Raw genomic sequence first — 26,226 nt, forward strand, 5'->3', positions numbered from 1 at the left:
CGTCCGGCACGCCGCGACTGGGCCCAGGCGCAGGGGGCTCCGCCCCCTGACCTCCCGTCCCGCGACGCCCACCCAGGCGCCGCAACCGGCACGCCGAACCGCATCCCCTCGGCCACAACCGGCATGGGCCCCGGCACCGAGACGGGCATGGTCGTGGCAGTTGGGGCCCGCGGTCCGGGAGCAGCCCTGCCCCGCGCCCAACCCCCGCGGCCGCGAGGCAAAGCCCCGGTTACGGACCCCAGCCCGTCCGGCGCTTGAGGACCGGGGGTCCGGGGGCGGAGCCCCCACACGCGGCGGAGCCGCGTATCGACAAAAGCACCCCCAGCCAGCAAAAGGGCCGGGCCCGGGAGCTTGGTGCTGCTCCCGGGCCCGGCCCGTGATTGCCGAGACGCTCAGTCAGACGCGCGACGCGTCAGTTGTCGTCCTCGTCGATGAGGAAGCCCCGCATCGGGCTCGGCGCCTGCTGCATCGGCTGCGGACTCTGCGGCCGCACCGGTGCCATCGGCTGGGTCATCGCGGGGGACATCTGCTGCTGACCACCGTACGACGGCGCGCCGCCGTTCTGCTGGTGGCCACCGCCCATCGACTGGTTGCCGCCCATCGTGTGGCCACCCATCGAGCCGGCACCCGAGGAAGCCATGGACCCGCTCATCGAGGGGGACGGCGGCAGCGACGCGGTCGCCGGGGTACGCGGCGGGGCCAGCGAGTCGTCGGACTGGTTCTCCAGCTGGCGCAGCTGGCTCTCCAGGTACGACTTCAGCCGGGTGCGGTACTCGCGTTCGAAGCCACGCAGGTCCTCGACCTTGCGCTCGAGCGTGGCACGAGCGGACTCCAGGGAGCCCATCGCGACACGGTGCTTCTCCTGCGCGTCCCGCTCCAGCGCGTCCGCCTTCGCGCGGGCGTCGCGCTCCAGGCCCTCGGCGCGGCTGCGGGCCTCGCCGACGATCTTGTTGGCCTCGGAACGGGCCTCCGCGATCGCCTGGTCAGCGGTCTGCTGCGCGAGCGAGAGCACGCGCGCGGCGCTGTCGCCGCCCGGGCCCTGACCCGGCTGCGGCAGCTGCGGGCCGCCGGGGCCACCGGGACCGCCCATCGGGCCGCCCATGGGCCCGCCGGGACCCATGGGGCCGTTCTGGCCCATCGGACCGGGACCGCCGGGGCCACCAGGACCGCCGGGGCCGCCCTGGCCCATCGGCCCGGGGCCGCCCTGGCCCATCGGACCGGCCGGCAGCTGCGGGGCACCGCCCGGAAGCTGCGGCGGGCCACCCATCTGCTGCTGCTGTTGCTGTTGTTGTTGCTGCTGCTGCTGCTGCGGCGGGCCGGGCTGGCCCTGCTGCTGCGGCGGTCCGGATATGGCGGCGGGAACAGGGGCGCCGGGTCGCTCCTGCTGTTCCGGTGGTTTGCGCATGCCTTGCTGCTGCTGACTCTGTGCGGCGGCCCGGGTGGCTGCGGCCAGCTTGGCGCGCAGGTCCTCGTTCTCCCGCAGTAGCCGGGTCAGTTCGGCTTCGACCTCATCGAGGAAGGCATCGACCTCGTCCTCGTCATAGCCTTCTCGGAGGCGGACGGTCGTGAACTGCTTGTTCCGCACGTCCTCGGGGGTCAACGGCATCTCTACTTCACCTCAACGTAGTCGTCGGCAACCGGCAAGACCGTATCGTTCACACCCTGCTCGCAAAATTGCTCACGACGGTGATCAGGATCCAGACGATGATCATCAGCACGAAGAAGGACAGGTCGAGCGCCACACCCCCGAGACGCAACGGCGGGATGACCCGCCGCAGCAGCTTGAGTGGCGGATCGGTCACAGTGTAGGTGGCCTCGAGGATGACCACCATCGCCCTACCGGGTTGCCACGAGCGTGCGAACTGGAAGACGTAGTCCATCACCAGCCGGAAGATCAGCACGATCAGGAAGCAGTACAGCGCGATGTAGATCACCTGCAGTGCGATGCCCATCTCGCGCGTCCCTCTCCCCTGTTGCGTACGCGGCCTTGCGGCCTCGGATGACTCGGTGTTGCCGTGTTGCGTCTCAGCTCTGGTTGAAGAACCCGCCCTCTGCGATACGGGCCTTGTCCTCCGCCGTGACATCGACGTTAGCAGGAGACAACAGGAACACCTTCTGCGTCACGCGCTCAATGCTCCCATGGAGACCGAACACGAGTCCGGCGGCAAAGTCGACAAGTCGCTTCGCGTCCGTGTCGTCCATCTCCGTCAGATTCATGATCACCGGGGTGCCCTCACGGAAGTGTTCCCCGATAGTACGGGCCTCGTTGTAGGTCCGGGGGTGCAGTGTGGTGATGCGGTACGGCTCCCGCTCGGACACAACCTTGGGCATGATCACCGGTGCGTTCTTCTCCAAGTTCTGACGTTCAGGTGTGATAGACGCCACGGGGGCGATTCGCGCGGGTTGTCTGCTTTCCGTCACAAGCGGAGCTGGTTCACGCTGTGCGGGGGGATGGACGACTCGCACAGATTCGCCCCTCTCCGGCCGTGGTTCGGTCTCCACGGCCGGATGACGCCGGCGCTCCCGCTCAGGCTCCGGCTCGGGCTCGAATTCGTCGTCGGGGTCGAACCCCCGGCCGTCGTACCCATCGTCCTCCACGAGGCCGAGGTAGACCGCCATCTTGCGCATCGCGCCGGCCATTCTCTGCGTCCTCCGCTCTGTGGTGGATCGGCTCCGCCACCGGATGCCCTGGATCCACGTGGCCTGCCCGTCTTTTGACGGGAATGACCATATTTTCTGCTGTGGTCCGACTTCTTCGCGACGTTACCGGAGCCTGGGTCGGACTCCGAGTACCGCGGTGCCGACGCGCACATGTGTCGCTCCCGCCGCAACCGCTTCTTCCAGATCTGAGCTCATTCCCGCGGAGACCATGTTCGCAGCAGGATGAGCCACGCGCAGGCCGGATGAGATTTCCATCAACCGGCCGAACGCCGCCCGCGGCTGGTCCGCGTAGGGGCCGGCCAGCGGCGCGACGGTCATCAGCCCGTCCAGCCGCAGCCCGTCGGCCGCGATCACGGCGTCGGCGAGGGCGCCCACTCCGTCCGGACCGACGCCTCCCCGCTGACCCCGCTCGCCGGAGTCCACATCGAGCGCCACTTGAATCAGGACACCCAGTTCGCGCGCGGCCCCCACAGCCGCACCCGAGAGCGCGTCGACCAATCGCTTGCGATCAACCGATTGCACCACATCGGCATAACTACATACAGAACGCACCTTATTGGTCTGCAATTGCCCGACAAAATGCCAGATCAATGGCAGATCGGCACATTCCGAAGCTTTCGGGGCGGCCTCCTGATCGCGGTTCTCGGCGACGTGCCGGACGCCGAGTTCCGCGAGCAAACGGACATCGCTCGCCGGGTACGTCTTGGTGACCACGATCAGGGTCACCTCTTCGCGCTTGCGACCGGCGGCGGCGCAGGCGGCGGAGATACGTTCCTCCACCCGTGCCAGGTTCGCGGCCAGTTCCGTCTTGCGATCCGTCACAGCTCAGCCGTCCAACCAGACATAGCTCGCGAGCCGCCCCGTTGTGCGGTCGCGCCGGTACGAGAAGTGATCCGCCGATTCCAGGGTGCAGATGTGAGATTGTCCATCCATCTCCACACCGGCCCGGGCGAGTTGGGCTCGTACCCCGGCCGCCACGTCCACCGCCGGGGTGCCCCAGCTGGTCTCGGCCCAGGACTCGGGCACCGTCTCCGCGACCTCGGCGCGCATCGCCTCGGGGACCTCGTAGCACCGGCCGCAAACGGAGGGTCCGGTTCGGGCCACGATCCGGACCGGGTCCGCGCCCTGAGCGGTCATCGCCTCGACCACCGCCGGGACCACTCCGGCGACCAGGCCCGGCCGTCCCGCGTGGGCGGCACCGGCGACACCGGCGACCGGATCGGCCAGCAGCACCGGGGTGCAGTCGGCAGTAAGGACGGCGAGGGCGAGCCCCCGACGCGATGTCACCACCGCGTCCACCGAAGGGATCTCACCGGTCGCCCAGGGACCCTCGACCACGGCCACGTCCCGGCCGTGCACCTGGTTCATCCAGACGACGGACGACGGGTCCAGGCCGAGTGCCTTGGCCGCCAGTTCGCGGTTGGTCCGCACGGTCTGGGGGTCGTCGCCCACCGCGCCGCCGAGGTTCAGCTCATCATACGGAGCGGCGCTCACCCCGCCCCACCGGTCGGTGAAGGCGAAGTGCGCGCCGCTCGCGTCGTGCTGTTGCGCTATCACTGCTGAGTCGCTTCAGGGTCGCCGTGGAGCCATGGCACCCGGCTCACTTCAGGAAGTCCGGCACGTCCAGTTCCTCGGCCTGGCTGTCCTGGTAGGGACGGGCCGGCGGGACCTGCGGCGTGGACACCGGGGGCGGCGGCGGAACCTCGGCGACCGGAGCGGGCTCCGGGGCGGGCTCCTCCTCACGCGGAGTGACGCTGCCGAGGCCGCCGAAGGACGGACGGCCGGGCTCCGGGGCGGGCTGGCGGGGAGCCTGGCTGCTCGTGCTCTCCTCGCGGCCGCCGTTGTACGAGCCCAGCACCTTGTCGCGGTTCTGGTTCTTCGCGGGCGGCTGGCCGCCGTCGAAGCCCGCCGCGATTACGGTGACCCGGACCTCGTCGCCGAGCGCGTCGTCGATCACCGCGCCGAAGATGATGTTGGCCTCGGGGTGGGCGGCTTCGCTCACCAGCTGGGCGGCCTCGTTGATCTCGAACAGACCGAGGTCGGAGCCGCCGGAGATGGAGAGCAGCACACCCCGGGCGCCGTCGATGGACGCCTCCAGCAGTGGCGAGGAGATCGCCATCTCGGCGGCGGCCACCGCGCGGTCGTCGCCGCGCGCCGAGCCGATGCCCATGAGCGCCGAGCCCGCCTCGGACATCACGGACTTGACGTCCGCGAAGTCGAGGTTGATCAGACCGGGGGTGGTGATGAGGTCGGTGATGCCCTGAACACCCGACAGCAGCACCTGGTCCGCCGACTTGAACGCGTCGAGCACGCTCACCTGACGGTCAGAGATCGACAGGAGCCGGTCGTTCGGAATGACGATGAGGGTGTCGACCTCGTCGCGCAGCCCCGCGATGCCGTCCTCGGCCTGATTGGCGCGGCGGCGGCCCTCGAAGGTGAACGGACGGGTGACCACACCGATCGTCAGCGCGCCCAGCGAGCGGGCGATGTTGGCGACGACGGGGGCGCCACCGGTGCCGGTGCCACCGCCCTCACCCGCGGTCACGAAGACCATGTCGGCCCCCTTGAGGACCTCCTCGATCTCCTCCCGGTGGTCCTCGGCGGCCTTGCGGCCGACATCGGGGTTGGCGCCGGCGCCCAGTCCACGAGTGAGCTCACGGCCGACGTCGAGTTTGACGTCCGCGTCACTCATCAGCAGGGCCTGCGCATCGGTGTTGATCGCGATGAACTCGACGCCCTTGAGCCCGACCTCGATCATCCGGTTGATGGCATTCACGCCACCGCCGCCGATGCCGACGACCTTGATGACTGCGAGGTAGTTCTGCGGTGCTGCCACGTCGAAGGCCTCTCGCCTCGAGTTACGTGTCGCCACCCCGCTGTTGCCGCGGTGCGCCGACTGATGCCGAATGGGACGGTTCCGATTGCCGACCCCAACCCTAACGCTGAAGTTTAGGGTTACCAGTGCCTCTGTTTCCCGGAGTCTTCGGAACAGGACACTAAGTCGACAAGTGGCGCGCGTTCAATGAACACGCCGAACCGACCGCTTTTCTTTTCACCCTATGTGATCACCCAGTGGGCTAGCCAACCAGGGTGCTGGCCTGCCGCTATCCCCGTCAACTACGGGACACCGCGGGCGCGCTCGGCGCGCTGACGTCGAAGTGACCGGCGTCGGGCCGCGCTTTCATCAGCGCGGTGAGCGCCTTGGCCTTCACGGCTCCGCGCTCAGCGCTCCCCCACGCGACCGTACGGCTCCTGGACAGCTCCAGGGTGATCGAGTCGTACGAACGGACGCGGACCGAGCGCGTGTCCGCCCGGACCTTCGCCGGGAGCCCGGAGACCACCCGGACGGCCTCGCGACGCAGCCGCCCCGGGCCGAAATGGCGTGAACTCGGCGACCGGTCCGGCTCCATTTCGAGCAGCGGAACGTCCTTCGGCCGCTGGGTCAGCCGGGAGAACCGCACGCCACCGGCGTCCACTTCGCGGAACTTCCCGCCCTCTTCGACAATCACTTCGGCCTTGCGTTCCGTCACATCAAGACTGATGGTGTGCGGCCATGACCGGGATACGTCCACTTTCGCTATCCGCGGCAGCCGGTCGCGCAGCCGCTGCCCGATCGCGTCGGTGTCCACCGCGACCAGCGGGGTGTCCAGCGGGACGGCCGCGGCCTTGCGGACCTCGGCCTGGGTGAGCACGTCCGCGCCGGCGACGCTCACCCGCTCGGCCCGCAGCCAGCTCGACCCGTACAGCAGCCAGCCGGTCCCGCCGCCCAGCAAGGCTGCCACCACGGCGGCGACGATCAGGGTGCGGCGGCGGGGCAGGCGAATCCTGCGCCGCGCCGCGAAGAGGCGCGGGGGCGGGCCGGACGGCGACGCCCGTCGGGGACCGCTCTCGGCGGTCGTCGGTCCGGCCACGCTCCCTGCCTTCTCACGCCTGGCGGCGTGCCGCGATTGCCTCGTACACCATGCCGACCAGCAGCTCGTCGGCGTCCCGGCGGCCGAACTCGGCGGCGCGCCGCGACATCTCGTACAGCCGGTGCGGGTCGCCGAGCACCGGGAGCACATTGCTCTGCACCCATTCGGGCGTCAGCTCGGCGTCGTCGACCAGCAGTCCGCCGCCCGCCTTGACCAGCGGCTGGGCATTCAGCCGCTGCTCGCCGTTGCCGATGGGCAGCGGGACGTAGGCGGCCGGGAGCCCGACGGCGGACAGCTCGGCGACGGTCATCGCGCCCGCGCGGCAGAGCATCATGTCGGCCGCGGCGTACGCGAGGTCCATCCGGTCCACGTACGGTACCGGGATGTAGGGCGGCATTCCGGGCATGTTGTCCACATGCGGCAGTTCGTTTTTCGGACCCACCGCGTGGAGGACCTGAATTCCGGCCCGCTGGAGGAACGGGGCGACCCGCTGGACGACCTCGTTCAGCCGACGGGCGCCCTGCGAGCCGCCGGAGACCAGCAGCGTCGGCAGGTTCTGGTCGAGGCCGAAGGCCGCGCGCGCCTCGGGGCGGACCGCGGCCCGGTCCAGGGTCGCGATGGAACGGCGCAGCGGGATGCCCACGTAGCGGGCACCCCGGAGCTTGCTGTCCGGGGTGGAGACCCCGACGGACGTGGCGTAGCGCGAGCCGATCTTGTTGGCGAGCCCGGGCCGGGCGTTGGCCTCGTGGACGATGATCGGCACACCCAGCCGCTTGGCGGCCAGATAGCCGGGCAGGGCCACATAGCCGCCGAAGCCGACCACGCAGTCGGCCTTGGTGCGCTCAAGGATCTGCTCGGCGGCCTTGATGGTGCCGCGCAGCCGTCCGGGGACGGTGATCAGCTCGGGTGTGGGCTTGCGTGGCAGCGGCACGGCCGGGATCAGCCCGAGTTCGTAGCCGCGCTCGGGCACGAGGCGGGTCTCAAGCCCGCGCTCCGTGCCGAGCGCCGTGATCCCCACGGTCGGATCCTGCCTACGCAGGGCGTCCGCGAGGGCGAGCGCGGGCTCGATGTGGCCGGCGGTCCCCCCACCGGCGAGTACGACATGCACCGAAATTCACCGCTCTCCGGACGGCCGTTCCTTGACGCGCCGTCTCATCGTCTTCCGTCTCACCCGAGCCAGCTTCTTCCGCAAAGCAGGCTGCCGCATGGCCAGCGCCGCCCGTGCAGCGGGCTCGGCCCGTGCGAAGGCGATCAGCAGACCGACGGCGAACATGGTCGGCAGCAGGGCGGACCCTCCGTAGGAGAACAGCGGGAGCGGAACCCCGGCGATCGGCAGCAAGCCGAGCACCGCACCGATGTTGATCACGGCCTGGGCCGTGATCCAGGTGGTCACGCCTCCCGCGGCGTACCGTACGAAGGGGTCCTCCGTGCGTCCGGCCACGCGGATACCCGCATAGCCTAGAGCCGCGAAGAGGACGAGCACCGACAGCGTCCCCGCCAGGCCGAGTTCCTCCCCGGTAATGGCGAAGATGAAGTCGGTGTGCGGTTCGGGGAGTTCGCCCCATTTCTCCATGGAGGCCCCGAGTCCGGAACCGAACCATCCGCCGTTGGCCAGAGCATAGATCCCATGCACCGCCTGCCAGCACTGATCGTTGGCTCCGGGCTCGGTGGCGCCGATGCAGGCGAGCCGGGACATCCGGTTGGCGCTGGTCTTGATCAGCAGAAGGCCGATCGCCCCGGCGAAGGCGAGCACGCCCACGAAGAGCCGGGTGGGGGCGCCCGCGAGCCAAAGCAGGCCGAAAAGAATCGCCGAGAGAATGATCGCGGTGCCCATGTCGCCGCCCAGCATGATCATCCCGAGCAGCAGGGCGGCCGCCGGGACGAGCGGCACCAGAAGGTGCTTCCACTGCGAGAGCAGCCGCTTGTCCTGCTTACGGGCGAGCAGATCGGCGCCCCACAGGACGAGCGCGAGCTTGCCGAACTCGCTCGGCTGGAGCATGAACGGACCGCCGAAGGAGATCCAGTTCTGATTGCCGTTGACCGAAATCCCTATCCCCGGCACCTGGACCAGGCACATCAGGAAGACCGAGGCCGCCAGCAGCGGATAGGCGAAGGCGCGGTGCAGCTTGATCGGCATGCGCACGGCCAGCAGCATCAGCGCGGCGCCGAGCACCGCCGCGAAGAGCTGTTTGCGGAAGAAGTACGAGGGCGCCAGGCCCGACTGGAGCGCCTTGATCTGGGAGGCGGAGTAGACCATCACCAGGCCCAGCACGGTGATCAGCGCGGCGCCGCCGAGGATCAGGTAGTACGCGGTGAGCGGACGGTCCCAGGTTTTCTTGGCGCGCTGCTGTGTGCCCCGCAGGGCGTCCAGCAGGCTGCCGCGGGAGGGGCGGCCGGGTGTGCGGATCACCGGGCGGCGGGGTGCCCTGGGAGCGCCCTGACGGCCCTTGCCCGCCGCGGCCTTGCCCACTGCCGCCTTGGCCGCCGCGGCCCTGCCCGCCACCTTGGCCGCCGCCGTCCTGTCCGGGGAGGCCGCCGCGCCCTTGCCCCGCGTGACGGGCCGTGGCCGCGCGGCGCCGCCCGAGCGCGGCCCGGGGCGGCCGGTGGTCGCACCGGCCTGCCGGGACCGCGGCGCGGCGGGCTGGTCAGGCGTCATGTCGTATCCCCTCCAGGTTCTCCGCGCGAGCGGTGGTCCTCGCGGGGGACCTGCGGGCTCCTACTCGTCCGTGACCGGGCCCGAGGCCAGGTCGTGAACCGCCGCGGCGAAGGCGTCGCCCCGCTTGTTGTAGTTGGTGAACATGTCCATCGAGGCGCAGGCCGGGGCCAGAAGGACCGTATCGCCCGGTCGGGCGAGCCGGGCCGCTTCCCGGACAGCCGCAGCCATCGCCCCAGTGTCGGTCCGGTCGAGGTCCACGACCGGGACATCCGCTGCGTGTCGCGTGAGCGCTTCCCGGATCAGGGCCCGGTCGGCGCCGATCAGCACCGCGCCGCGCAGCCGCCCGGCGGCCGTGGTGACGAGGTCGTCGAAGGTGGCGCCCTTGGCGAGGCCGCCGGCGACCCACACGATGTGCTCGTACGCGCCCAACGACGCCTCGGCGGCGTGGGTGTTGGTCGCCTTGGAGTCGTCCACGTAACTCACGCCCCCGACGTCCGCGACGTGCTCCACCCGGTGCGGGTCGGGGCGGAAGGCGCGCAGCCCGTCCCGTACGGCCCCGGGCGGCACGCCGTAGGCGCGGGCCAGGGCCGCGGCGGCGAGCGCGTTGGCGATGTTGTGCGGGGCGGGCGGGTTGACGTCGGCGACCTCGGCCAGCTCCTGGGCGTTCTTCTGCCGGTTCGCAACGAAGGCCCGGTCGACGAGGATGTTCTCGACGACGCCGAGCTGGGAGGGTCCGGGGGTGCCGAGGGTGAAGCCGATCGCCCGGCAGCCCTCCTCGACGTCGGCGGCCCGGACCAGGTCCTCGGTGGCGGGGTCGGCGGCGTTGTAGACGCAGGCGACCTGGTTGCCCTCGTAGATCCGGCCCTTGTCGGTCGCGTACGCCGCCATGGAGCCGTGCCAGTCGAGGTGGTCCGGGGCGAGGTTGAGGACCGCGCCGGAGTGGGCGCGCAGCGAGGGCGCCCAGTGCAGCTGGTAGCTGGACAGCTCGACGGCGAGCACGTCGTACGGCGTATCGCCGAGCACGATGTCCAGGAGCGAGACGCCGATGTTGCCGACGGCGGCGGTGCGCAGCCCGGCGGCCTCCAGGATGGACGCCAGCATGCGCACGGTCGTCGTCTTGCCGTTGGTGCCGGTGACCGCGAGCCAGGGCGCGGAGTCCGGGCCGCGCAGCCGCCAGGCCAGCTCCACGTCGCCCCAGACCGGGACGCCCGCCTTCTCGGCGGCCAGGAAGAGCGGGCTGGTGGGCTTCCAGCCGGGCGTGGTGACGATCAGCTCGGTGCCGTCGGGCAACGTGTCCCCGTCGCCGAGCCGGACGGTGATGCCGAGCGGCTCCAGTTCGGCCGCCTGGGCGCGCTGGGGTTCGCCGTCGCTTCCGTTGACGACGGTCACCGTGGCCCCGAGGCCCCGCAGCGCACGCGCTGCGGGGACCCCGGAGACGCCGAGTCCGGCGACGGTGACGTGCCGTCCGGCGAGGTCGGTGACGTCGATGGTCACGAAGCCCGCCAGCCCGCGTAGAAGAGGCCGAGTCCGACGATCACGCACATGCCCTGGATGATCCAGAACCGGACCACCACAAGGACTTCGCTCCACCCCTTGAGTTCGAAGTGGTGCTGGAGTGGCGCCATCCGGAACACCCGGCGCCCGGTGAGCCGGAACGAGCCGACCTGGATGACCACGGAGAGGGTGATCAGGACGAACAGCCCGCCGAGGACGGCCATCAGCAGCTCGGTGCGGGAGCAGATGGCGAGCCCCGCGAGGCCGCCGCCGAGCGCGAGCGAGCCGGTGTCGCCCATGAAGATCTTGGCGGGCGAGGTGTTCCACCACAGGAAGCCGAAGCAGGCGCCCATCAGCGCGGAGGCGACGACCGCGAGGTCGAGCGGGTCACGCACCTCGAAGCAGGACGAGGGGTTGGTGAGGGTCTGCGCGTTGGCGCAGGACTCCTGGTACTGCCAGACGCCGATGAAGGTGTAGGCGCCGAAGACCATCACGGAGGCGCCGGTCGCCAGACCGTCGAGGCCGTCGGTGAGGTTCACGCCGTTCGACATCGCGAGGATCATGAACAGCGCCCAGATCGCGAAGATCACCGGGCCGAAGGACCAGCCGAAGTCCTGGACGAAGGAGAGCCGGTCGGAGGCCGGGGTCTGCTGGCGCGCGTCGGCGAAGTTCAGCGCGAGGATCGCGAAGGCGACACCGACGATCAGCTGACCGGCCATCTTGGCCTTGGCCCGCAGGCCCAGGCTGCGCTGCTTGACGATCTTGATGTAGTCGTCGAGGAAGCCGACCAGGCCCATTCCCGCGAACAGGAAGAGGACGAGCACACCGGAGAAGGTCGGCTCGCTGCCCGTGATCACCTTCGTCACCGCGTAGGCGATCAGCGTGGCCAGGATGAAGGAGATGCCGCCCATGGTGGGCGTGCCCTTCTTGCTGCCGTGCGTCCGCGGGCCGTCATCCCGGATGTACTGGCCATAGCCCTTGCGGGCGAGCAGCTTGATCAGCAGCGGAGTGCCGATCAGGGTCAGAAAGAGCCCGATGGCCCCGGAGAAGAGGATCTGCCTCATGGCGCCTACGTGTTCTTCTCCCGCGGCGAGGCCATCGGCGAGGAGGAGCTGCCCCATGCTCATCGGCCGGTGACCTCACCCTCGAGCAACGCCTGCGCGAGTGCCTCCAGGCCGACCGACCTGGATGCCTTTACCAACACGACATCCCCCGGTCGCAGCTCGCTCCGCAGCAGATCGACCGCTGCCCGCACGTCGGACACGTGCACCGACTCCTCACCCCACGAACCCTCGTTCTTGGCGCCCATGTCCAGCCACGCGGCCTCCCGGCCGCCGACCGCCACGAGCTTGCTGACGTTGAGCCGGACGGCCAGCCGTCCGACCGCGTCGTGCTCGGCCAGCGACTCGTCGCCCAGCTCGGCCATCGGGCCCAGCACCGCCCACGTGCGACGCCCCGGTGTTGCGGCGCCCATCGCGGCCAGCGCGCGCAGCGCGGCTCGCATGGACTCGGGGTTCGCGTTGTAGGCGTCGTTGACAACCGTCACGCCGTCCGAGCGCTCGGTGACCTCCATCCGCCAGCGGGAGAGCTGCCCCGCTTCGGAGAGCGCCACGGCGATCTCGTCGACGGACATGCCCGTCTCATGGGCGACGGCGGCCGCGGCGAGCGCGTTCGACACGTGGTGCTCACCGTACAGGCGCATGGTCACGTCACCGCACCCGGTAGGGGTGTGAAGCGTGAAGGCGGGGCGGCCACCGTCGGCAAGCCGGACATTCGAGGCACGTACGTCGGCGCCCTCAAACTCGCCGAACAGGAGGGTGCGGGCCTTCGTACGGGACGCCATGGCGCGCACCAGGGGGTCGTCGGCGTTGAGCACCGCCACCCCGCCGTCCTCGGCGGCGGGCAGCGCCTCGACCAGTTCGCCCTTGGCCTCGGCGATCTGCTCCCGGCCGCCGAACTCGCCGATGTGCGCGGTGCCGACGTTGAGGACGAGCCCGATGCGGGGCGGGGTGAGGTCCGTCAGATAACGGATGTGGCCCTTGCCTCGGGCGCCCATCTCCAGCACCAGGTGCTGGGTCGACTCGTCGGCGCGCAGCGCGGTCAGGGGCAGCCCGATCTCGTTGTTGAACGAGCCGTGCGTCCACACGGTCGGGCCGTGCCGCTGGAGCAGCTGGGCGATGAGGTCCTTGGTGCTGGTCTTGCCCGCGGAGCCGGTGAGCGCGACCACGGTCGTGCCCAGCCGCTCGACGACGGCGCGGGCGAGCGCGCCCATGGCGGCGACGACGTCGGGGACGACGATCGCCGGAACCTGGGCGTCCGGTGTGGAGACCGGGCGGGTGGCCAGGATCGCCACCGCGCCCGCCTCGACGGCGCCGCGCGCGTAGTCGTGGCCGTCCACGCGCTCCCCGGGGAGCGCGGCGAACAGGCTCCCGGGCCGCACCTCGCGGGAGTCGATCACGACGGGTCCTGTGACCTTCAGGTCAGGGTCCGGTATGTCGTGCGGCTGCCCACCGACGAGGCCGGTGATCTCGGTGAGGGACAGTGGGATCACTGATCACCTCCGGCCGTGCGGGAGAGCTGCCTGGAGGGGGCTGGTGCGCGCATGGCGGTCTGTCATCCCTGGTTGTCTTGAGGTGTGTGCCCGTGCGGCTCGCTCGCCTCGGGGTGCCGCGTACCGCGCCCCTTGGCTCGCTCGCTTTGCTCGATGGCTTCCCGCAGGACCTGGCGGTCGTCGAAGGCGCGAACCACCCCGGCGATCTCCTGGCCCTGCTCATGGCCCTTGCCCGCGACGATCACGGTGTCGCCGGGTTCCGCGCGGGCGACGGCGGCGGCGATGGCTTTCCCCCGCTCCTCCTCGACCAGGACGTCGCCGCGTTCGTGCGCGGGCACCTCGGCGGCGCCCGCGAGCATCGCGGCGAGGATCGCGAGCGGGTCCTCGGAGCGGGGGTTGTCCGACGTCAGCACGGCCGTGTCGGCGAACCGGGCCACCGCGGAACCCATCGGTCCGCGCTTGAGCCGGTCGCGGTCGCCGCCGCAGCCGAGGACGGCGTGCAGCTTGCCGTCGGTGACCTTGCGCAGAGCGCGCAGCACCGACTCCACGGCGTCGGTCTTGTGGGCGTAGTCGACCACCGCGAGGTACGGCTGGCCCACGTCGACGCGCTCCAGCCGCCCGGGGACGCCGGGGACGGCGGCGATGCCGTCCGCGGCCGTCTGCGGGTCGATCCCGGCGACGGCGAGCGCGACGAGGGCGGCGAGCGCGTTGGCGACGTTGAACGGGCCCGCGATGGGGGCCTCGGCGCGTACGGTCTCGCCGTTCGGGCCGATCGCGGTGAAGGTCGAGCCGAGCGGGCCGACCTCGACGTCCGCGGCGCGCCAGTGGGCGTCGGGGTGGCCCTCGGCGGAGAAGGTGGTGACCGGGACCTCGGACTGCTCGATGAGCCGACGGCCGTACTCGTCGTCGTAGTTGATCACTCCGGCCCGGCTGCGGGCCTTGGTGAACAGCTGGGCCTTGGCCTGGAAGTAGTCCTCCATCCCCGAGTGGAACTCCATGTGCTCCGGGGAGAGGTTGTTGAAGACCGCCACGTCGAAGACGCAGCCGTCGACGCGGCCGAGGACCAGGGCGTGGCTGGAGACCTCCATGACGACCGAGTGGACGTCGCGTTCGCGCATCACCGCGAACAGCGCCTGCAGATCGGTGGCCTCGGGGGTGGTGCGCTCGGACTTGATGCGCTCGTCGCCGATGCGCATCTCGACGGTGCCGATGAGCCCCGTGGGACCGCCGCCGGCCTTCGCCGCGGCGGCCCTGAGGCCGCCCTCGACGAGATAGGCGGTGGTGGTCTTGCCGGAGGTGCCGGTGATGCCGATCTGCAGCAGGCTGTGACCCGGCTCGTCGTAGATCGTGGCGGCCAGCGCCCCCATCCGGCCGCGCGGGTTGTCCACGACCAGGACCGGCAGCCCGGTGGCGGCGGCGCGCTCGGCGCCGTCCGGGTCGGTCAGCACGGCGGCCGCGCCGAGGTCGGCGGCCTGGGCGGCGAAGTCCGCGCCGTGCAGCCGGGCGCCGGACAGCGCGGCGTATACATCGCCCGGGCGCACGGCGCGCGAGTCATGGGTGATCCCGGTGACCGCGGCCTCCGCCGGGACGCCGGAGGCATCGACACCCAGCTGGTCCGCCAGCTCCGCGAGCGGTACGGGGCGGACCTGGAGGGGGCGGGGCGCTCCCGGGTATTCCACAGAAACGTCCTTCTGAGGGGTTTGAGACTGATCAGCTTGGGGCACGGCGGTGAGCGTACCCGGCCCACCCGCTCCGTCGCGAAATCCGGCCCCTGAGCAGCGGCGCAGCGGCCCCTGATTCCCGGGCTCCGGCGTGATCGTCGTCACGGCTGGACCCGCTCACTGGCCCGGGCTGTAGCTGACGGGGAGCCGCTTGGACTGCTTGCCGGTCGGCGGGACCTGCAGCGACTTGAGCGCGAACTCCATGACCTTCTTGTAGACCGGACCGCAGACCTGGCCGCCGAAATAGCTGCCCTTGGTCGGATTCTGCACCGCGCAGTAGACCGTGAGGCGCGGTTTGTCGGCTGGCGCGAAACCGGCGAAGGAAGCGGTGTAGCCGTGGTATTGGCCGGTTTTCGGGTCCACGCGGTTGGAGGTGCCGGTCTTGCCCGCGACCAGATAGCCGGGGATCTTCGCCTTGGTGCCGGTGCCCTCCTGGTTGTCCACGACCGATTCGAGCATCTCGGCGAGCGTCTTCGCGGTCTTCGGGCTCACCACCCGGTTCTTCTCGGGCGCGGGCCCGGGGGTGAAGTCGCCGCCGGGGCCCCTGGTGCCGCGCACCAGGCTGGGGGCGATGCGCTGACCGCCGTTGGCGACGGTGGAGTAGACGGAGGCCGCCTGGACGGCGTTGAGCGACAGGCCCTGCCCGAAGGGGATGGTGTACCCCTGCGAGGCGCTCCAGTCCTTCGGCTTGGCCAGGATGCCGGGGGTCTCGCCGGGGAGGCCGAGCCCGGTGGGCTGTCCGATGCCGAACTTGCGCAAGTAGGAGTAGAGAATCCGGTTCTTCTGCTTCTCGGTCTTGCCCAGCTGCTCGGTGGCGAGGATGGTGCCGATGTTGCTGGACTTGGCGAGCACCCCGTTGAGCGTCAGGTACCAGGTGGGGTGGTCGATGTCGTCGGCGAAGGCCCGGCCCGCGCGCGGCAGCCGGTTGGGGACCTGCACCTGGGTGTCCCAGCGGGCGGCGCCCTGCTGCAGTACGGCGGCCATGGACATCAGCTTGCTGACGCTGCCCGGTTCGTACGCGTCGGAGATCGCGGCGTTGCCGAGGGCGTCGCCGTCCGCTTTGGAGATGTCGTTGGGGTCGAAGCCGGGGGCGTTGGCCATGGCCAGCAGCTGTCCGGTGCGGGTGTCCTGGACGACGACGTAGCCGCGGTCGGCACCCGACTTCTCCACCTGGTCGGAGATGGCGCTCTGGGCGGCCCACTGGATGTCGCGGTCGATCGTCAGCTCGACGTCGCTGCCGGGCACCGCGGGCTGTTCGCTGACGTCCCCGGTGGGCACCTGATGACCGCCGGACTGGGCGTAGACGCGCTTGCCGTCCTTGCCCGCGAGCTTCTTGTTCAGCATTTGCTCGACCCCCGCGGCACCTCGCCCGTCGGCGCCCACGAAGCCCAGGATCCCGGCGGCGAGGTCACCGCTCGGGTAGACCCGCTTGCTGTGCGACTCCCGGTTGACGCCGGCGAGGACGTTGGTGCCCTTGCCCTTGGCCGCGGCGTCGTCCAGGTTGTTCTTCAGGTCCTTGATCTGGTTCCAGACCTGCGGGGTCTGCTGCCGGGCCAGCACGGCGTACTGCGACTTCGGGTTGTCGGTGAGCTTCTTCTCCAGGTCCGCCTCGTTCTTGCCGAGGATCGGCGCGAGGAGGGCGGCCGCCTGCTTGGGCGCGTCCTTGATCTTGGCGTTGCGCGGGGTGAGCAGATCGGGGGCGGCCGTGATGTCGTACGCGTCCACGGTGGTGGCCAGGTTGACGCCGTCGCGGTCGGTGATGGAGCCGCGCTCGGCGGACAGCTTCACCGGGATGTAGCGGTTGACGTTGGCCTTGGCGGCGTACGCGGACGCGTCCACGGCCTGCACCTGGAGCAGCCGTACGACGAAGGCCAGCATGACGAGCGTGAGGCCGAGGCTGATCAGCCGCAGCCGGGGGCGCGGGTTGCCCAGCCGGATCTGTCCCGGCGCGTTCCCGGGGCGCCCGCCGCGCTGCGCGCCGGGGCGCGGGCCGCGCTCCGAGGGGCGGCGCTGCACCCCCTGGCGCGGGCGGCGGTCGCGGTCGCCGCGCGGAGCCGCCGGGCCGGGCACCCGTCGGCGGGGGTCCTGGGGTCGCGTCACCGTGTCACCTGCCAGAGGCCGGGGTGGTCGCGGCGCCGGTGCCGGACGCCGAGGTCAGGGGGCTCGCCGACGGCACTGCGGCCGGGGGCGGAGCCGGGGCGGACGCCTCGGCGGAGACCGACGGGGCAGGCGCCGGGGTGGGGTCGAGCACCAGCGGGGGCAGCGGGCCGGGGGCGTGCGCCACCGAGGGCTGCCCGGTGGCCGGGGCGGGCACCCCGGCCACCGTGCCGTCCGGGTTGAGGAAGGCGGGGCTGCCGCCGGGCACCATGCCCAGCTCCCGGGCGCGCTGCTCCAGCGCGCCGGGGGCGGAGAGCTGGTCGACTTCCTGCTGGAGCGACTGGCGTTCGTCGCTCAGCTCGTCGGTCTGCTTCTCCAGCTTGCTCAGCTCGAACGACCCCTGGTTGAGGGCGGAGTTCAACAGCAGCAGCGCGATCAGGCCGGAGCCGAGCAGGACGACGACGAGCAGCACGAACGGCGCACGCCTGGCGGTGGCCGCCCCCGGCGCCGCGCCCCTCGCCCCGGCCAGCTTCCCCCCGGCCAGCTTCCCCCCGGCCGCGCTCACAGGGCGTCCTCCCGGATGCGCTCCGCTCCCCGGAAGCGGGCCGGGGCGGCGCGGCGGTTCTCGGCGATCTCCTCCTCGGTGGGCAGCTCGGCGCCGCGGGTGAGCAGCTTGAGCCGGGGCTGATAGCGCTCCGGGACGACCGGCAGGCCGCGCGGCGCGGTGTTGGCGGCGCCCGCCGCCAGCACCTGCTTGACGAGCCGGTCCTCCAGCGAGTGGTACGACAGCACGGCGATCCGCCCGCCCACCGCGAGCGCCGCCACGGCCGCCGGAACGGCCCGCTCCAGGACCGACAGCTCGCCGTTGACCTCGATGCGCAGCGCCTGGAAGGTGCGTTTGGCGGGGTTGCCGCCGGTGCGCTTGGCCGCCTGCGGCAGCGCCTCGCGGATCAGCTCGACGAGCCGGGCGCTGTTGCTGAACGGCTCCTTGGCCCGCTCCCGGACCACCGCGTCCACGATCTTCTTGGCGAACTTCTCCTCGCCGTACGTCCGCAGGATGCGCACCAGGTCGCCGGGCGGGTAGGTGTTCAGCACCTCGGCGGCGCTGATGCCCGCCGTCTGGTCCATCCGCATGTCCAGCGGGGCGTCCTGCGCGTACGCGAAGCCGCGCCCGGCCTCGTCCAGCTGCATGGAGGAGACACCGAGGTCGAACAGGACGCCCTGGACGCGCGGCACCCCGAGCCGGTCCAGGACCTCGGGCAGCTCGTCGTAGACGGCGTGCACCAGGGTCGCCCGGTCGCCGTAGGGGGCCAGCCGCTCACCGGCCAGCCGGAGCGCGTCCGGGTCGCGGTCGAGGCCGATGAGCCGGGCCGCGGGGAAGCTGCGCAGCAGCGCCTCGCTGTGCCCCCCGAGGCCGAGCGTGCAGTCGACCACCACCGCGCCGGGTTCGGCGAGGGCGGGGGCCAGCATGTCCAGGCAGCGCTGAAGCATGACGGGAACGTGGAGAGCGTTGCTGCTCATTGCGCTGCTCGTGCGCCCTTCTGAGGGTCGGGCGTGGCGGGTACGCACCGCCGGGTCCCCACCCGCTCTGAAGGGGAAGCGGCCGACTGGCGCCGGGGAAGTGACGTCAGGCGACCGGAGCGGGAGGAGGCCGAGGGGTACGTACGCACCGCGCTCACGCGAAAATTTCGGGGATCCAAGGGGAGCGTCACGCCTCCCACTTCGCGCCACTTTAGTCCACTCGTCCCTTCGGTCAACCAACCGGCCAGCGCGTCCCGCCACGGGAGTGGAACGGCTCGGCCGAGCGTGCGACGGAAGGGCGCACAGGGGGTGTGGAGTGGCTCACAATCACCCCTTCGGAGCACCCGATGCCCTCGTTTGCGTAACCTAAAGAAAAGACAAAATCCCCTGGTGGGCTTAGGGTCATAGCCATGTCGATATCTGTCACCGACCGTCTGGTCGAGGCCAATCGTGAGTACGCCGACAAGTTCACCGACCCCGGCATGGACGCGCGCCCCGTGCAGCACGTCGCCATCGTCGCCTGCATGGACGCACGTCTCGATCTGCATGAGGCGCTCGGCCTGGAACTGGGCGACTGCCACACCATCCGCAACGCGGGCGGCGTGGTCACCGACGACATCATCCGCTCCCTGACCATCAGCCAGCGCGCGCTGGGCACCCGCAGCGTCGTGCTGATCCACCACACCGGCTGCGGCCTGCTGAACCTCACCGAGGACTTCCGGCACGAACTGGAGGAGGAAGTGGGCCAGCGGCCGTCGTGGGCGGTCGAGGCCTTCAAGGACCTGGACGCCGATGTGCGCCAGTCGATGGAGCGGGTGCGCACCTCGCCGTTCCTGCTCCACCGCGACGACGTCCGGGGCTTCGTCTTCGATGTGACGACCGGTCTGCTCCGTGAAGTCGAGCCCCGCAGCTGAGGAGATTTTCGCCTCGTACTCGTACAAGCGTGACAAATAACCCCGGGTTATCCACAGCCGAGTGACGCGAGACGGCGAAGACCGCAAGAATGCGTAGATGACATCGTCCCCCGCAACCCCGCGGGGGACCGATGGCAGCGTTTGCGGTGGGCCGCTCCGTCCCCTTGGGGACAGTCGGCCCTGAGAACGGGCCGAGGAGGGCCGGGTGACGACCTATGACGAACGAGCGAGCCTCAGCGATCTGACCACCACAGCGGAGCGGGTCCGCCGGTCGGTGGAGGGTGTGATCGAGGGCAAGCCCGAGGTCGTACGGCTTTCGCTGACCGTACTGCTCGCCGAGGGGCATCTGCTGATCGAGGATGTTCCGGGCGTGGGCAAGACCATGCTCGCCAAGGCGCTCGCGCGGTCCATCGACTGCTCGGTGCGCCGTATTCAGTTCACCCCCGACCTGTTGCCGTCGGACATCACCGGGGTGAGCATCTACGACCAGCAGCGCAAGGAATTCGAGTTCAAACCGGGTGCGATCTTCGCCCAGATCGTCATCGGGGACGAGATCAACCGCGCCTCCCCCAAGACGCAGTCCGCGCTTCTTGAATCGATGGAAGAGCGCCAGGTCACCATCGACGGGGAGAGCTACGAACTGCCCAGCCCCTTCATGGTGGTGGCCACCCAGAACCCGGTCGAGATGGAGGGCACGTACCCGCTGCCCGAGGCCCAGCGCGACCGCTTCATGGCGCGCGTCTCCATCGGGTATCCCAGCCCGCAGGCGGAGCTGGAGATGCTGGACGTGCACGGCGGGGTCTCCCCGCTGGACGACCTGCGGCCGGTCGCCCACGCCCACGAGATCGTCAAGCTGGTCGAGGCGGTGCGCTCGGTGCACGTCGCCGAGGCCATCCGGCGGTATGCGGTGGATCTGGTGTCCGCCACCCGTAACCACCCCGATCTGCGGCTCGGCGCCTCGCCCCGGGCCACGCTGCACCTGCTGCGGGCCGCCAAGGCGGCGGCCGCGCTGGCCGGGCGGGACTTCGCCCTTCCCGACGATGTGCAGTCGCTCGCCGTCCCGGTGCTGGCCCACCGGCTGCTGCCGACCGCCCAGGCCCAGCTGAACCGGCGTACCTCCGAGCAGGTCGTCGCGGACATCCTGCAGCGCACCCCGCTGCCGACCTCGTCGCAGCGGACCGGCGGACCGGTGCCCCCGGTGCCCTCCATGCCCCCGGTCGACTACGGGCAGCAGCCGGGCGCCCGGAGGCTGTGATGACCACAGGGGGGACGGGCCCCGGGAGCGCCGGAGGCGGGGAGGACCGGGGCACGCTCCGGGCGGCGCTCGGCGGGCTGACCACCCGCGGCCGCTCCTTCCTGGCCGCCGGGGTCGCCGCCGCGGTGTGCAGCTATGTGCTGGGCCAGGCCGATCTGCTGCGGGTGGGGCTGCTGCTGGCGGCGCTGCCCCTGGTGTGTGTGGCCGTGGTCTACCGCACCCGGTACCGGGTGGCGGGCAGCCGGCGGCTCGCGCCCGCGCGGGTCCCGTCGGGCTCCGAGGCCCGGGTGCACCTGCGGATGGACAACGTCTCGCGGCTGCCCACCGGGCTGCTCATGCTCCAGGACCGGGTGCCGTATGTGCTGGGGCCGCGCCCCCGCTTCGTCCTGGACCGGGTGGAGCCGGGCGGCCGCCGCGAGGTGTCCTACCGGGTCCGCTCCGATCTGCGCGGCCGCTATCCGCTGGGCCCGCTGCAGCTGCGGCTCAACGACCCGTTCGGGATGTGCGAGCTGACCCGCGCCTTCAGCGCGTACGACACGCTCACCGTGGTGCCCCGGGTCGAGCCGCTGCCCGCGGTGCGGCTGACCGGCGAGGCCGCGGGGTACGGGGACGGGCGGCACCGCTCACTGGCCCTGGCCGGTGAGGACGATGTGATCCCGCGCGGCTATCGCCACGGCGACGATCTGCGCCGGGTGCACTGGCGGTCCACCGCGCGCTACGGAGAGCTGATGGTGCGCCGGGAGGAGCAGCCGCAGCGCGCCCACTGCACGGTGCTGCTGGACACCCGGGGCGAAGCCTACGAGGGCGCGGGGCCCGACTCCCCCTTCGAATGGGCGGTGTGCGGCGCGGCCTCGGCCTCGGTGCACCTGCTGGAGCGGGGCTACGCGGTCCGGCTGCTGACCGACACCGGACACTCGGTGCCCGGTCCGGAGGGCGGCGGCGGATTCGCCGGTTCCACGCATGACTCCGCGGAGACGGCCGGGCTGATGCTGGACACCCTCGCGGTGGTGGACCACTCCGACGAGGACGGGCTCTCCGCCGCGTACGACGTACTGGGCGGCGGGGGCGAGGGCCTGCTGGTGGCCTTCCTCGGCGAGCTGGACGAGGAGCAGGCGGCACTGGTCGGGCGCATGCGGCACCGCACCACGGCGGCGGTGGCGTTCGTCATGGACGGCCCGGCCTGGTCGCGGGGGATGGAGCCCGCCGACCCGCGGACGCTGGAGGACCGGCTACGGCGGCTGCGCGAGGCGGGGTGGACGGCGCTGCCGGTCGCCCCGGGCGCCTCGCTGGCGGAGCTGTGGCGACAGGCCGACGGACAGGGCGCCCCCCGGGCCGAAGCGGGGCGTCCGGGCGTCGGCGGCATGACAGGGAGCTGGGGATGAGTGGGAGCGTTCGGCTGGCCATCTGCGCGGCGGTCGCCACGGCCGCGGCCGCGTGCGCGCTGCTGCCCCTGGTGGATCCGGCGGGCTGGCTGCTGCAGGCCGTCCTGCTGCTGGCGGTCCAGAGCACGGCGGGCGTGGCCGCCCGCCGGGTGCCACTGGCCCGTCCGCTGACGGTGGCGGCGCAAGCCGTGGTGATGGTGCTGCTGCTCACCGTCGTCTTCACCTCCGGGCAGGCGTTCGCGGGGGTGCTGCCGAGTCCGCAGGCCCTGAACGAGTTCGCGCTGTTGCTGCGCGAGGGCACCAGTGACGTCGGGCAGTACGCGACCCCGGCGCCGGTCACCGACGGCATCCGGCTGCTGCTGGTCGGCGGGGTGCTGCTGATAGGGCTGGTGGTCGACGCGCTCGCGGTGACCTACCGCAGCGCGGCCCCCGCCGGGCTGCCGCTGCTGGCGCTGTACTCGGTCGCGGCGGGCCTGTCGGACGACGGAAGCGACTGGGTGTGGTTCCTGGTGGCCGCGGCCGGTTATCTGCTGCTGCTCCTGGCCGAGGGCCGGGACCGGCTCTCGGCCTGGGGCCGCGTCTTCAGCGGCGGCGCCCCGCGCGCGCCGGGCATGCCGTCCTCGGGGCTGGCCGCGGCCGGCGGCGGCCCGGCGGCGGCCCCGGTCCGGGCCGGGCACCGGATCGGCGTGCTGGCGCTGGGCATCGCGGTCGCGGTCCCCGCGGTGCTGCCGTCCCTGGACGGCGGGCTGCTGGACCGGCAGGGCAGCGGCGGCGGGCCGGGCAGCGGCGGCGGCACCATCTCGGCGGTGAATCCGCTGGTATCGCTCCAGGACAGCCTGAACCAGCCGGAGAACAGGGAAGTTCTGCGGTACCGCACCTCGTCGCAGACCACCCAGGACATGTATCTGCGGATCGTGGCGCTCGACAAGTTCGACGGCGCCTCGTGGAAGTCCTCGGAGCGGCATGTCACCGATGTGCCGAGCCGACTGCCGTCACCGACCGGTCTCGGCCCCGCGGTCCGGACCACCTCCGTCGACACGTCCATCTCGGCCGCCGAGTGGTACGCGCAGAACTGGCTGCCGCTCCCCTACCCCGCCGACAAGGTGCAGATCGACGGGCGCTGGCGGTACGAACCCGAGGGCCGCACCCTGGTCGGCGACCGCGGCCAGACCACCCGGGGCGCCCGCTACCGGGTCACCAGCCTGCTGGTGGAGCCGACCGCCGACCAGCTGGCCACCGCCCCGCCGCCGAACCCGCGGCTGCAGCGCGAGTACACCGAGGTGCCGGACTCCCTGCCGCCCGTGGTCGCCCGGACCGCGCGCGAGGTGACCTCGGGCGCGTCGAACGCGTACCAGAAGGCGGTCAAGCTCCAGGACTGGTTCGCGGTGAACGGGGGCTTCCGGTACGACACCCAGGTGCAGTCCGGCAGCGGGTCGACCGCCATCGCGAAGTTCCTGAAGCAGAAGGCGGGCTTCTGCGTCCACTTCTCGTTCTCCATGGCGGCGATGGCCCGGACGCTGGGCATACCGGCGCGGGTGGCGGTCGGGTTCACCCCCGGCACCTCGCAGGCGGACGGTTCGGTGTCGGTCGGGCTCAAGGACGCCCACGCCTGGCCCGAGCTGTACTTCGAAGGGGTCGGCTGGACCCGCTTCGAGCCCACCCCGAGCCGTGGCACCCAGCCCGACTACACGATGGAGCAGACGCCGTCCGGCGAGGTCCCCGACGAGCCGTCGGCCCAGCCGAGCACCAGCTCCGAGCCCTCGGCCGCGCCGTCCGCATCCGACAGCTGCCCGCCGGAGCTGCGGAAGCAGGGCGGCTGCGAGGCCGCCGCGGTCCCGCAGCCCGGTGACGGCTCCTCGGGCGACGGCCTGTCGGTGACCACGGTCACCAGCTGGAGTTCGCTGGCGGTGCTGCTGTTCGTGGTGCCGCTCCTGCCCATGCTGTGGCGGCGGCGGATACGGGCCCGCAGACTGGACGGCTCCGGCGGGCGCACCGAACAGGACGCCGCCGACCGCGTTCTGGCGGCCTGGCACGAACTGGTCGATTCGGCCTGGGACTTCGGCGTCCTCCCGGACGATTCGCAGACCTCGCGCAAGGCCGTGGCCCGGATCGTGCGGCTCACCGAGCTGGACGACGAGGCGAACCAGGCGGCACAGCGGGTGGCCGCGGCGGTCGAGCAGGTGCTGTACGCACCGCGGCCACGGCCCGCCGCCGGGGTCGCCGATGACGTGCGGGTGGTCCTGGCCGCGCTCCAGTCCGGCGCCGGGCGCCGGGAGCGCCTGCGGGCCCTGCTGGCCCCGCGCTCGGCGGTCCAGGTGCTGTGGGCGGCCGCCCGCCGCTGGTCCACGCTGGTGGACCGCTGGGGAGCCCCCCGCTGGACCCGCTGGGCAGCCCAGCTACGCACCCCCCGCGGCGAACGAGGCTGACCCGGGCGCGCTGACCCGGGCGCCGTGGCCGAGCCGGAGACGGCCCGGCCACGGCGCCCGGATATGGCTGAGGGGCGGTCGCTCGTGGCGACCGCCCCTCAGCCGTGCGTTCTCAGCCGGTGGTATCCCCCGGTATCAGTGGCCCTGCTCGTCGCGGCGGCGCTGCCACCGCTCTTCGATGCGGTCCATCATGGAGCGGCGCTGGCGGCCCTGGCGGCGGGGAGGTCCGGCCCCACCGGTCCGCTGTGCCTCACCTGGTTTGGGCGCCTTGCGCCAGCCCGTCACGGCGAGCACCGCACATCCCAGCATGATGAGGAAGCCCACCACGCTGATCCAGATCTGCGGAACGATCACTCCGACCATGAGGAGCGCGATGCCGACCAGAAATCCCGCGACCGCCTGGTAGACCCGTCGCCGGGTGTACGTGCGCAGGCCGCTTCCCTCAAGCGTTGTCGCGAACTTGGGATCTTCGGCGTACAACGCTCGCTCCATTTGCTCGAGCATGCGCTGCTCGTGCTCCGAGAGCGGCACGGAGTCCTCCTACTCGTCGGTCGCGGGGGGCGACCGGGTGCGACCCTTTCAGGATAGGCAGGGAATCGCCCCCGTGAAACCCGCCCCTCAACGCCAATTCGCCCACCGTTACGGGTGTGACGAAAGTTGACGCTGAGACGTCCATTCCCCTCCCGCCGATTCGCCATGCCGGACGGTGTACCCCGATCATACGGGGCCGGACGGCCCAGCGGGCGCCCTGTGGCCTACTCCACCTGCGCCATCCGTCACGGAACGGAGCGGGAAAGCGTGCGAACGACGGGACCGTCAGTCGCGCTCGGCGAGGACGTGCAGCTGGGTGGCGACCGAGTGGAACGCGGGCAGCTCGGCGGCGGCCTCCTCCAGCCGCAGCAGCGCGTCGAGGGCGCCCGGCTCGGTGTCGACCAGCACGCCGGGCACCAGGTCGGCGAAGACCCGTACGCCGTGCACCGCGGCGATCTCCAGCCCGGCCGCGGCCACCAGCCCGGACAGCTGGTCGGCGGTGAAGCGGCGCGGTACGGGGTCGCCCTCGCCCCAGCGGCCATCCGGCCCGGTAAGCGCTTGCCGAGCCTCGGTGAAGTGTCCGGCCAGGGCGCGGGCGAGCACGGCGCCGCCCAGCCCCGCGGCGAGCACGCTGAGGGTTCCGGCCGGGCGCAGCGCGTCGGCCGCGTTCCGCAGGCCCTCGGCGGGGTCGTCCACGTACTCCAGCACGCCATGGCACAGGACCACGTCGTAGCCACCGCGCTCGACCACGTCGAACAGGCCGTGGGCATCGCCCTGGACGCCGCGCACCCGGTCGGCGACCCCGGCCTCGGCGGCCCGCCGCTCCAGCGCGAACAGGGCGTTGGGGCTGGGGTCGACGACCGTCACGCGGTGGCCCAGCTGGGCGACCGGCACGGCGAAGTTGCCGCTGCCGCCCCCGGTGTCCAGTACGTCGAGCGCCCCGCGCGCCCCGCCCACGGCCTTGGCACGCCGCTCCAGGGCGTCTTTCAGGACCTCCCAGACCACGGCGGTACGGAGGGACGCACGGGGGCGCTGCGGGTCTGACACGGCGGGTGGCTCCTCGGCGCGGTGCCGTCACCGCCGGGGGCGGCGACGGCGGGTTACTG

At 71.7% G+C, this 26,226-nt stretch carries 22 protein-coding genes; 4 read left to right on the top strand and 18 right to left on the bottom strand.

Translation table 11 applies throughout. From position 1 onward, the window contains the following. Positions 1–412 precede the first annotated feature (412 nt). From ACZ6CL_RS09885 to rsmH, 16 genes are all read right to left on the bottom strand, one after another. Positions 413–1,606 carry a DivIVA domain-containing protein gene (locus ACZ6CL_RS09885; protein ID WP_468933495.1) on the bottom strand — a complete coding sequence of 398 codons (1,194 nt, stop codon included), beginning with the start codon at positions 1,604–1,606 and terminating at the stop codon, positions 413–415. Between the two features lie 49 nt (positions 1,607–1,655). Continuing rightward, the gene (locus ACZ6CL_RS09890) at positions 1,656–1,952 is read right to left on the bottom strand and encodes a YggT family protein (protein WP_055556344.1); all 297 of its coding nucleotides are present in this window, start codon (positions 1,950–1,952) and stop codon (positions 1,656–1,658) included. 73 nt (positions 1,953–2,025) lie between these two features. After that, positions 2,026–2,640, bottom strand: coding sequence for a cell division protein SepF (locus ACZ6CL_RS09895; protein WP_361489674.1), 615 nt, complete (start codon positions 2,638–2,640; stop codon positions 2,026–2,028). Positions 2,641–2,763: 123 nt separating this feature from the next. After that, entirely contained in the window at positions 2,764–3,483 is a 720-nt protein-coding gene (locus tag ACZ6CL_RS09900) for a YggS family pyridoxal phosphate-dependent enzyme (protein ID WP_468933497.1), read from the bottom strand. A 3-nt stretch (positions 3,484–3,486) separates the two neighbouring features. Further along, positions 3,487–4,218, bottom strand: a complete 732-nt coding sequence (gene pgeF, locus ACZ6CL_RS09905) for a peptidoglycan editing factor PgeF (RefSeq protein WP_468933499.1) — start codon at positions 4,216–4,218, stop codon at positions 3,487–3,489. Positions 4,219–4,261: 43 nt separating this feature from the next. Continuing rightward, on the bottom strand, positions 4,262–5,497 hold the full coding sequence (ftsZ, locus tag ACZ6CL_RS09910) for a cell division protein FtsZ (protein WP_468933500.1): 1,236 nt from the start codon (positions 5,495–5,497) through the stop codon (positions 4,262–4,264). A gap of 277 nt (positions 5,498–5,774) precedes the next feature. Continuing rightward, complete coding sequence (locus ACZ6CL_RS09915; protein ID WP_468933502.1) at positions 5,775–6,572, bottom strand: cell division protein FtsQ/DivIB; 798 nt, start codon at positions 6,570–6,572, stop codon at positions 5,775–5,777. A 13-nt stretch (positions 6,573–6,585) separates the two neighbouring features. Further along, entirely contained in the window at positions 6,586–7,680 is a 1,095-nt protein-coding gene (gene murG, locus ACZ6CL_RS09920; RefSeq protein ID WP_055556334.1) for an undecaprenyldiphospho-muramoylpentapeptide beta-N-acetylglucosaminyltransferase, read from the bottom strand. Between the two features lie 6 nt (positions 7,681–7,686). Next, positions 7,687–9,228, bottom strand: coding sequence for a putative lipid II flippase FtsW (gene ftsW / locus ACZ6CL_RS09925; RefSeq protein ID WP_468933506.1), 1,542 nt, complete (start codon positions 9,226–9,228; stop codon positions 7,687–7,689). A gap of 60 nt (positions 9,229–9,288) precedes the next feature. Then, on the bottom strand, positions 9,289–10,722 hold the full coding sequence (gene murD, locus ACZ6CL_RS09930; protein WP_468933509.1) for a UDP-N-acetylmuramoyl-L-alanine--D-glutamate ligase: 1,434 nt from the start codon (positions 10,720–10,722) through the stop codon (positions 9,289–9,291). Further along, on the bottom strand, positions 10,719–11,786 hold the full coding sequence (mraY, locus tag ACZ6CL_RS09935) for a phospho-N-acetylmuramoyl-pentapeptide-transferase (protein ID WP_468935164.1): 1,068 nt from the start codon (positions 11,784–11,786) through the stop codon (positions 10,719–10,721). The genes murD and mraY overlap by 4 nt, the downstream gene beginning before the upstream one ends. A gap of 59 nt (positions 11,787–11,845) precedes the next feature. Next, entirely contained in the window at positions 11,846–13,273 is a 1,428-nt protein-coding gene (locus tag ACZ6CL_RS09940; RefSeq protein ID WP_468933511.1) for a UDP-N-acetylmuramoyl-tripeptide--D-alanyl-D-alanine ligase, read from the bottom strand. Positions 13,274–13,335: 62 nt separating this feature from the next. After that, entirely contained in the window at positions 13,336–15,099 is a 1,764-nt protein-coding gene (locus ACZ6CL_RS09945; protein WP_468933513.1) for a UDP-N-acetylmuramoyl-L-alanyl-D-glutamate--2,6-diaminopimelate ligase, read from the bottom strand. Positions 15,100–15,111: 12 nt separating this feature from the next. Next, positions 15,112–17,094, bottom strand: a complete 1,983-nt coding sequence (locus ACZ6CL_RS09950; RefSeq protein WP_468933516.1) for a peptidoglycan D,D-transpeptidase FtsI family protein — start codon at positions 17,092–17,094, stop codon at positions 15,112–15,114. Between the two features lie 4 nt (positions 17,095–17,098). Beyond that, positions 17,099–17,656 (bottom strand): cell division protein FtsL, encoded by a 558-nt coding sequence (ftsL, locus tag ACZ6CL_RS09955; RefSeq protein WP_468933519.1) that lies wholly within the window; start codon positions 17,654–17,656, stop codon positions 17,099–17,101. Further along, complete coding sequence (gene rsmH, locus ACZ6CL_RS09960) at positions 17,653–18,612, bottom strand: 16S rRNA (cytosine(1402)-N(4))-methyltransferase RsmH (protein WP_385448306.1); 960 nt, start codon at positions 18,610–18,612, stop codon at positions 17,653–17,655. The genes ftsL and rsmH overlap by 4 nt, the downstream gene beginning before the upstream one ends. Positions 18,613–19,022: 410 nt before the next feature. Here rsmH and ACZ6CL_RS09965 point away from each other — a divergent pair, with 410 nt between their 5' ends. The 4 genes from ACZ6CL_RS09965 (at position 19,023) to ACZ6CL_RS09980 (ending at position 24,589) form a co-directional block, all read left to right on the top strand. Then, entirely contained in the window at positions 19,023–19,526 is a 504-nt protein-coding gene (locus ACZ6CL_RS09965) for a beta-class carbonic anhydrase (RefSeq protein ID WP_468933524.1), read from the top strand. A gap of 205 nt (positions 19,527–19,731) precedes the next feature. Then, complete coding sequence (locus tag ACZ6CL_RS09970; RefSeq protein WP_468933527.1) at positions 19,732–20,781, top strand: AAA family ATPase; 1,050 nt, start codon at positions 19,732–19,734, stop codon at positions 20,779–20,781. After that, positions 20,781–22,163 carry a DUF58 domain-containing protein gene (locus ACZ6CL_RS09975; RefSeq protein ID WP_468933530.1) on the top strand — a complete coding sequence of 461 codons (1,383 nt, stop codon included), beginning with the start codon at positions 20,781–20,783 and terminating at the stop codon, positions 22,161–22,163. The genes ACZ6CL_RS09970 and ACZ6CL_RS09975 overlap by 1 nt, the downstream gene beginning before the upstream one ends. Continuing rightward, a complete protein-coding gene (locus ACZ6CL_RS09980) occupies positions 22,160–24,589 on the top strand; it encodes a transglutaminase TgpA family protein (RefSeq protein ID WP_468933533.1) in 2,430 nt (809 codons plus the stop codon). The genes ACZ6CL_RS09975 and ACZ6CL_RS09980 overlap by 4 nt, the downstream gene beginning before the upstream one ends. A 135-nt stretch (positions 24,590–24,724) precedes the next feature. Here ACZ6CL_RS09980 and ACZ6CL_RS09985 read toward each other — a convergent pair whose 3' ends face one another. Continuing rightward, complete coding sequence (locus tag ACZ6CL_RS09985; protein WP_468933535.1) at positions 24,725–25,120, bottom strand: DUF3040 domain-containing protein; 396 nt, start codon at positions 25,118–25,120, stop codon at positions 24,725–24,727. Between the two features lie 285 nt (positions 25,121–25,405). Further along, positions 25,406–26,167: a methyltransferase gene (locus ACZ6CL_RS09990; RefSeq protein ID WP_468933537.1), complete on the bottom strand. Its 762-nt coding sequence runs from the start codon at positions 26,165–26,167 to the stop codon at positions 25,406–25,408. Positions 26,168–26,226: the final 59 nt, after the last annotated feature.

Source organism: Streptomyces sp. NPDC041200, from assembly GCF_055591805.1.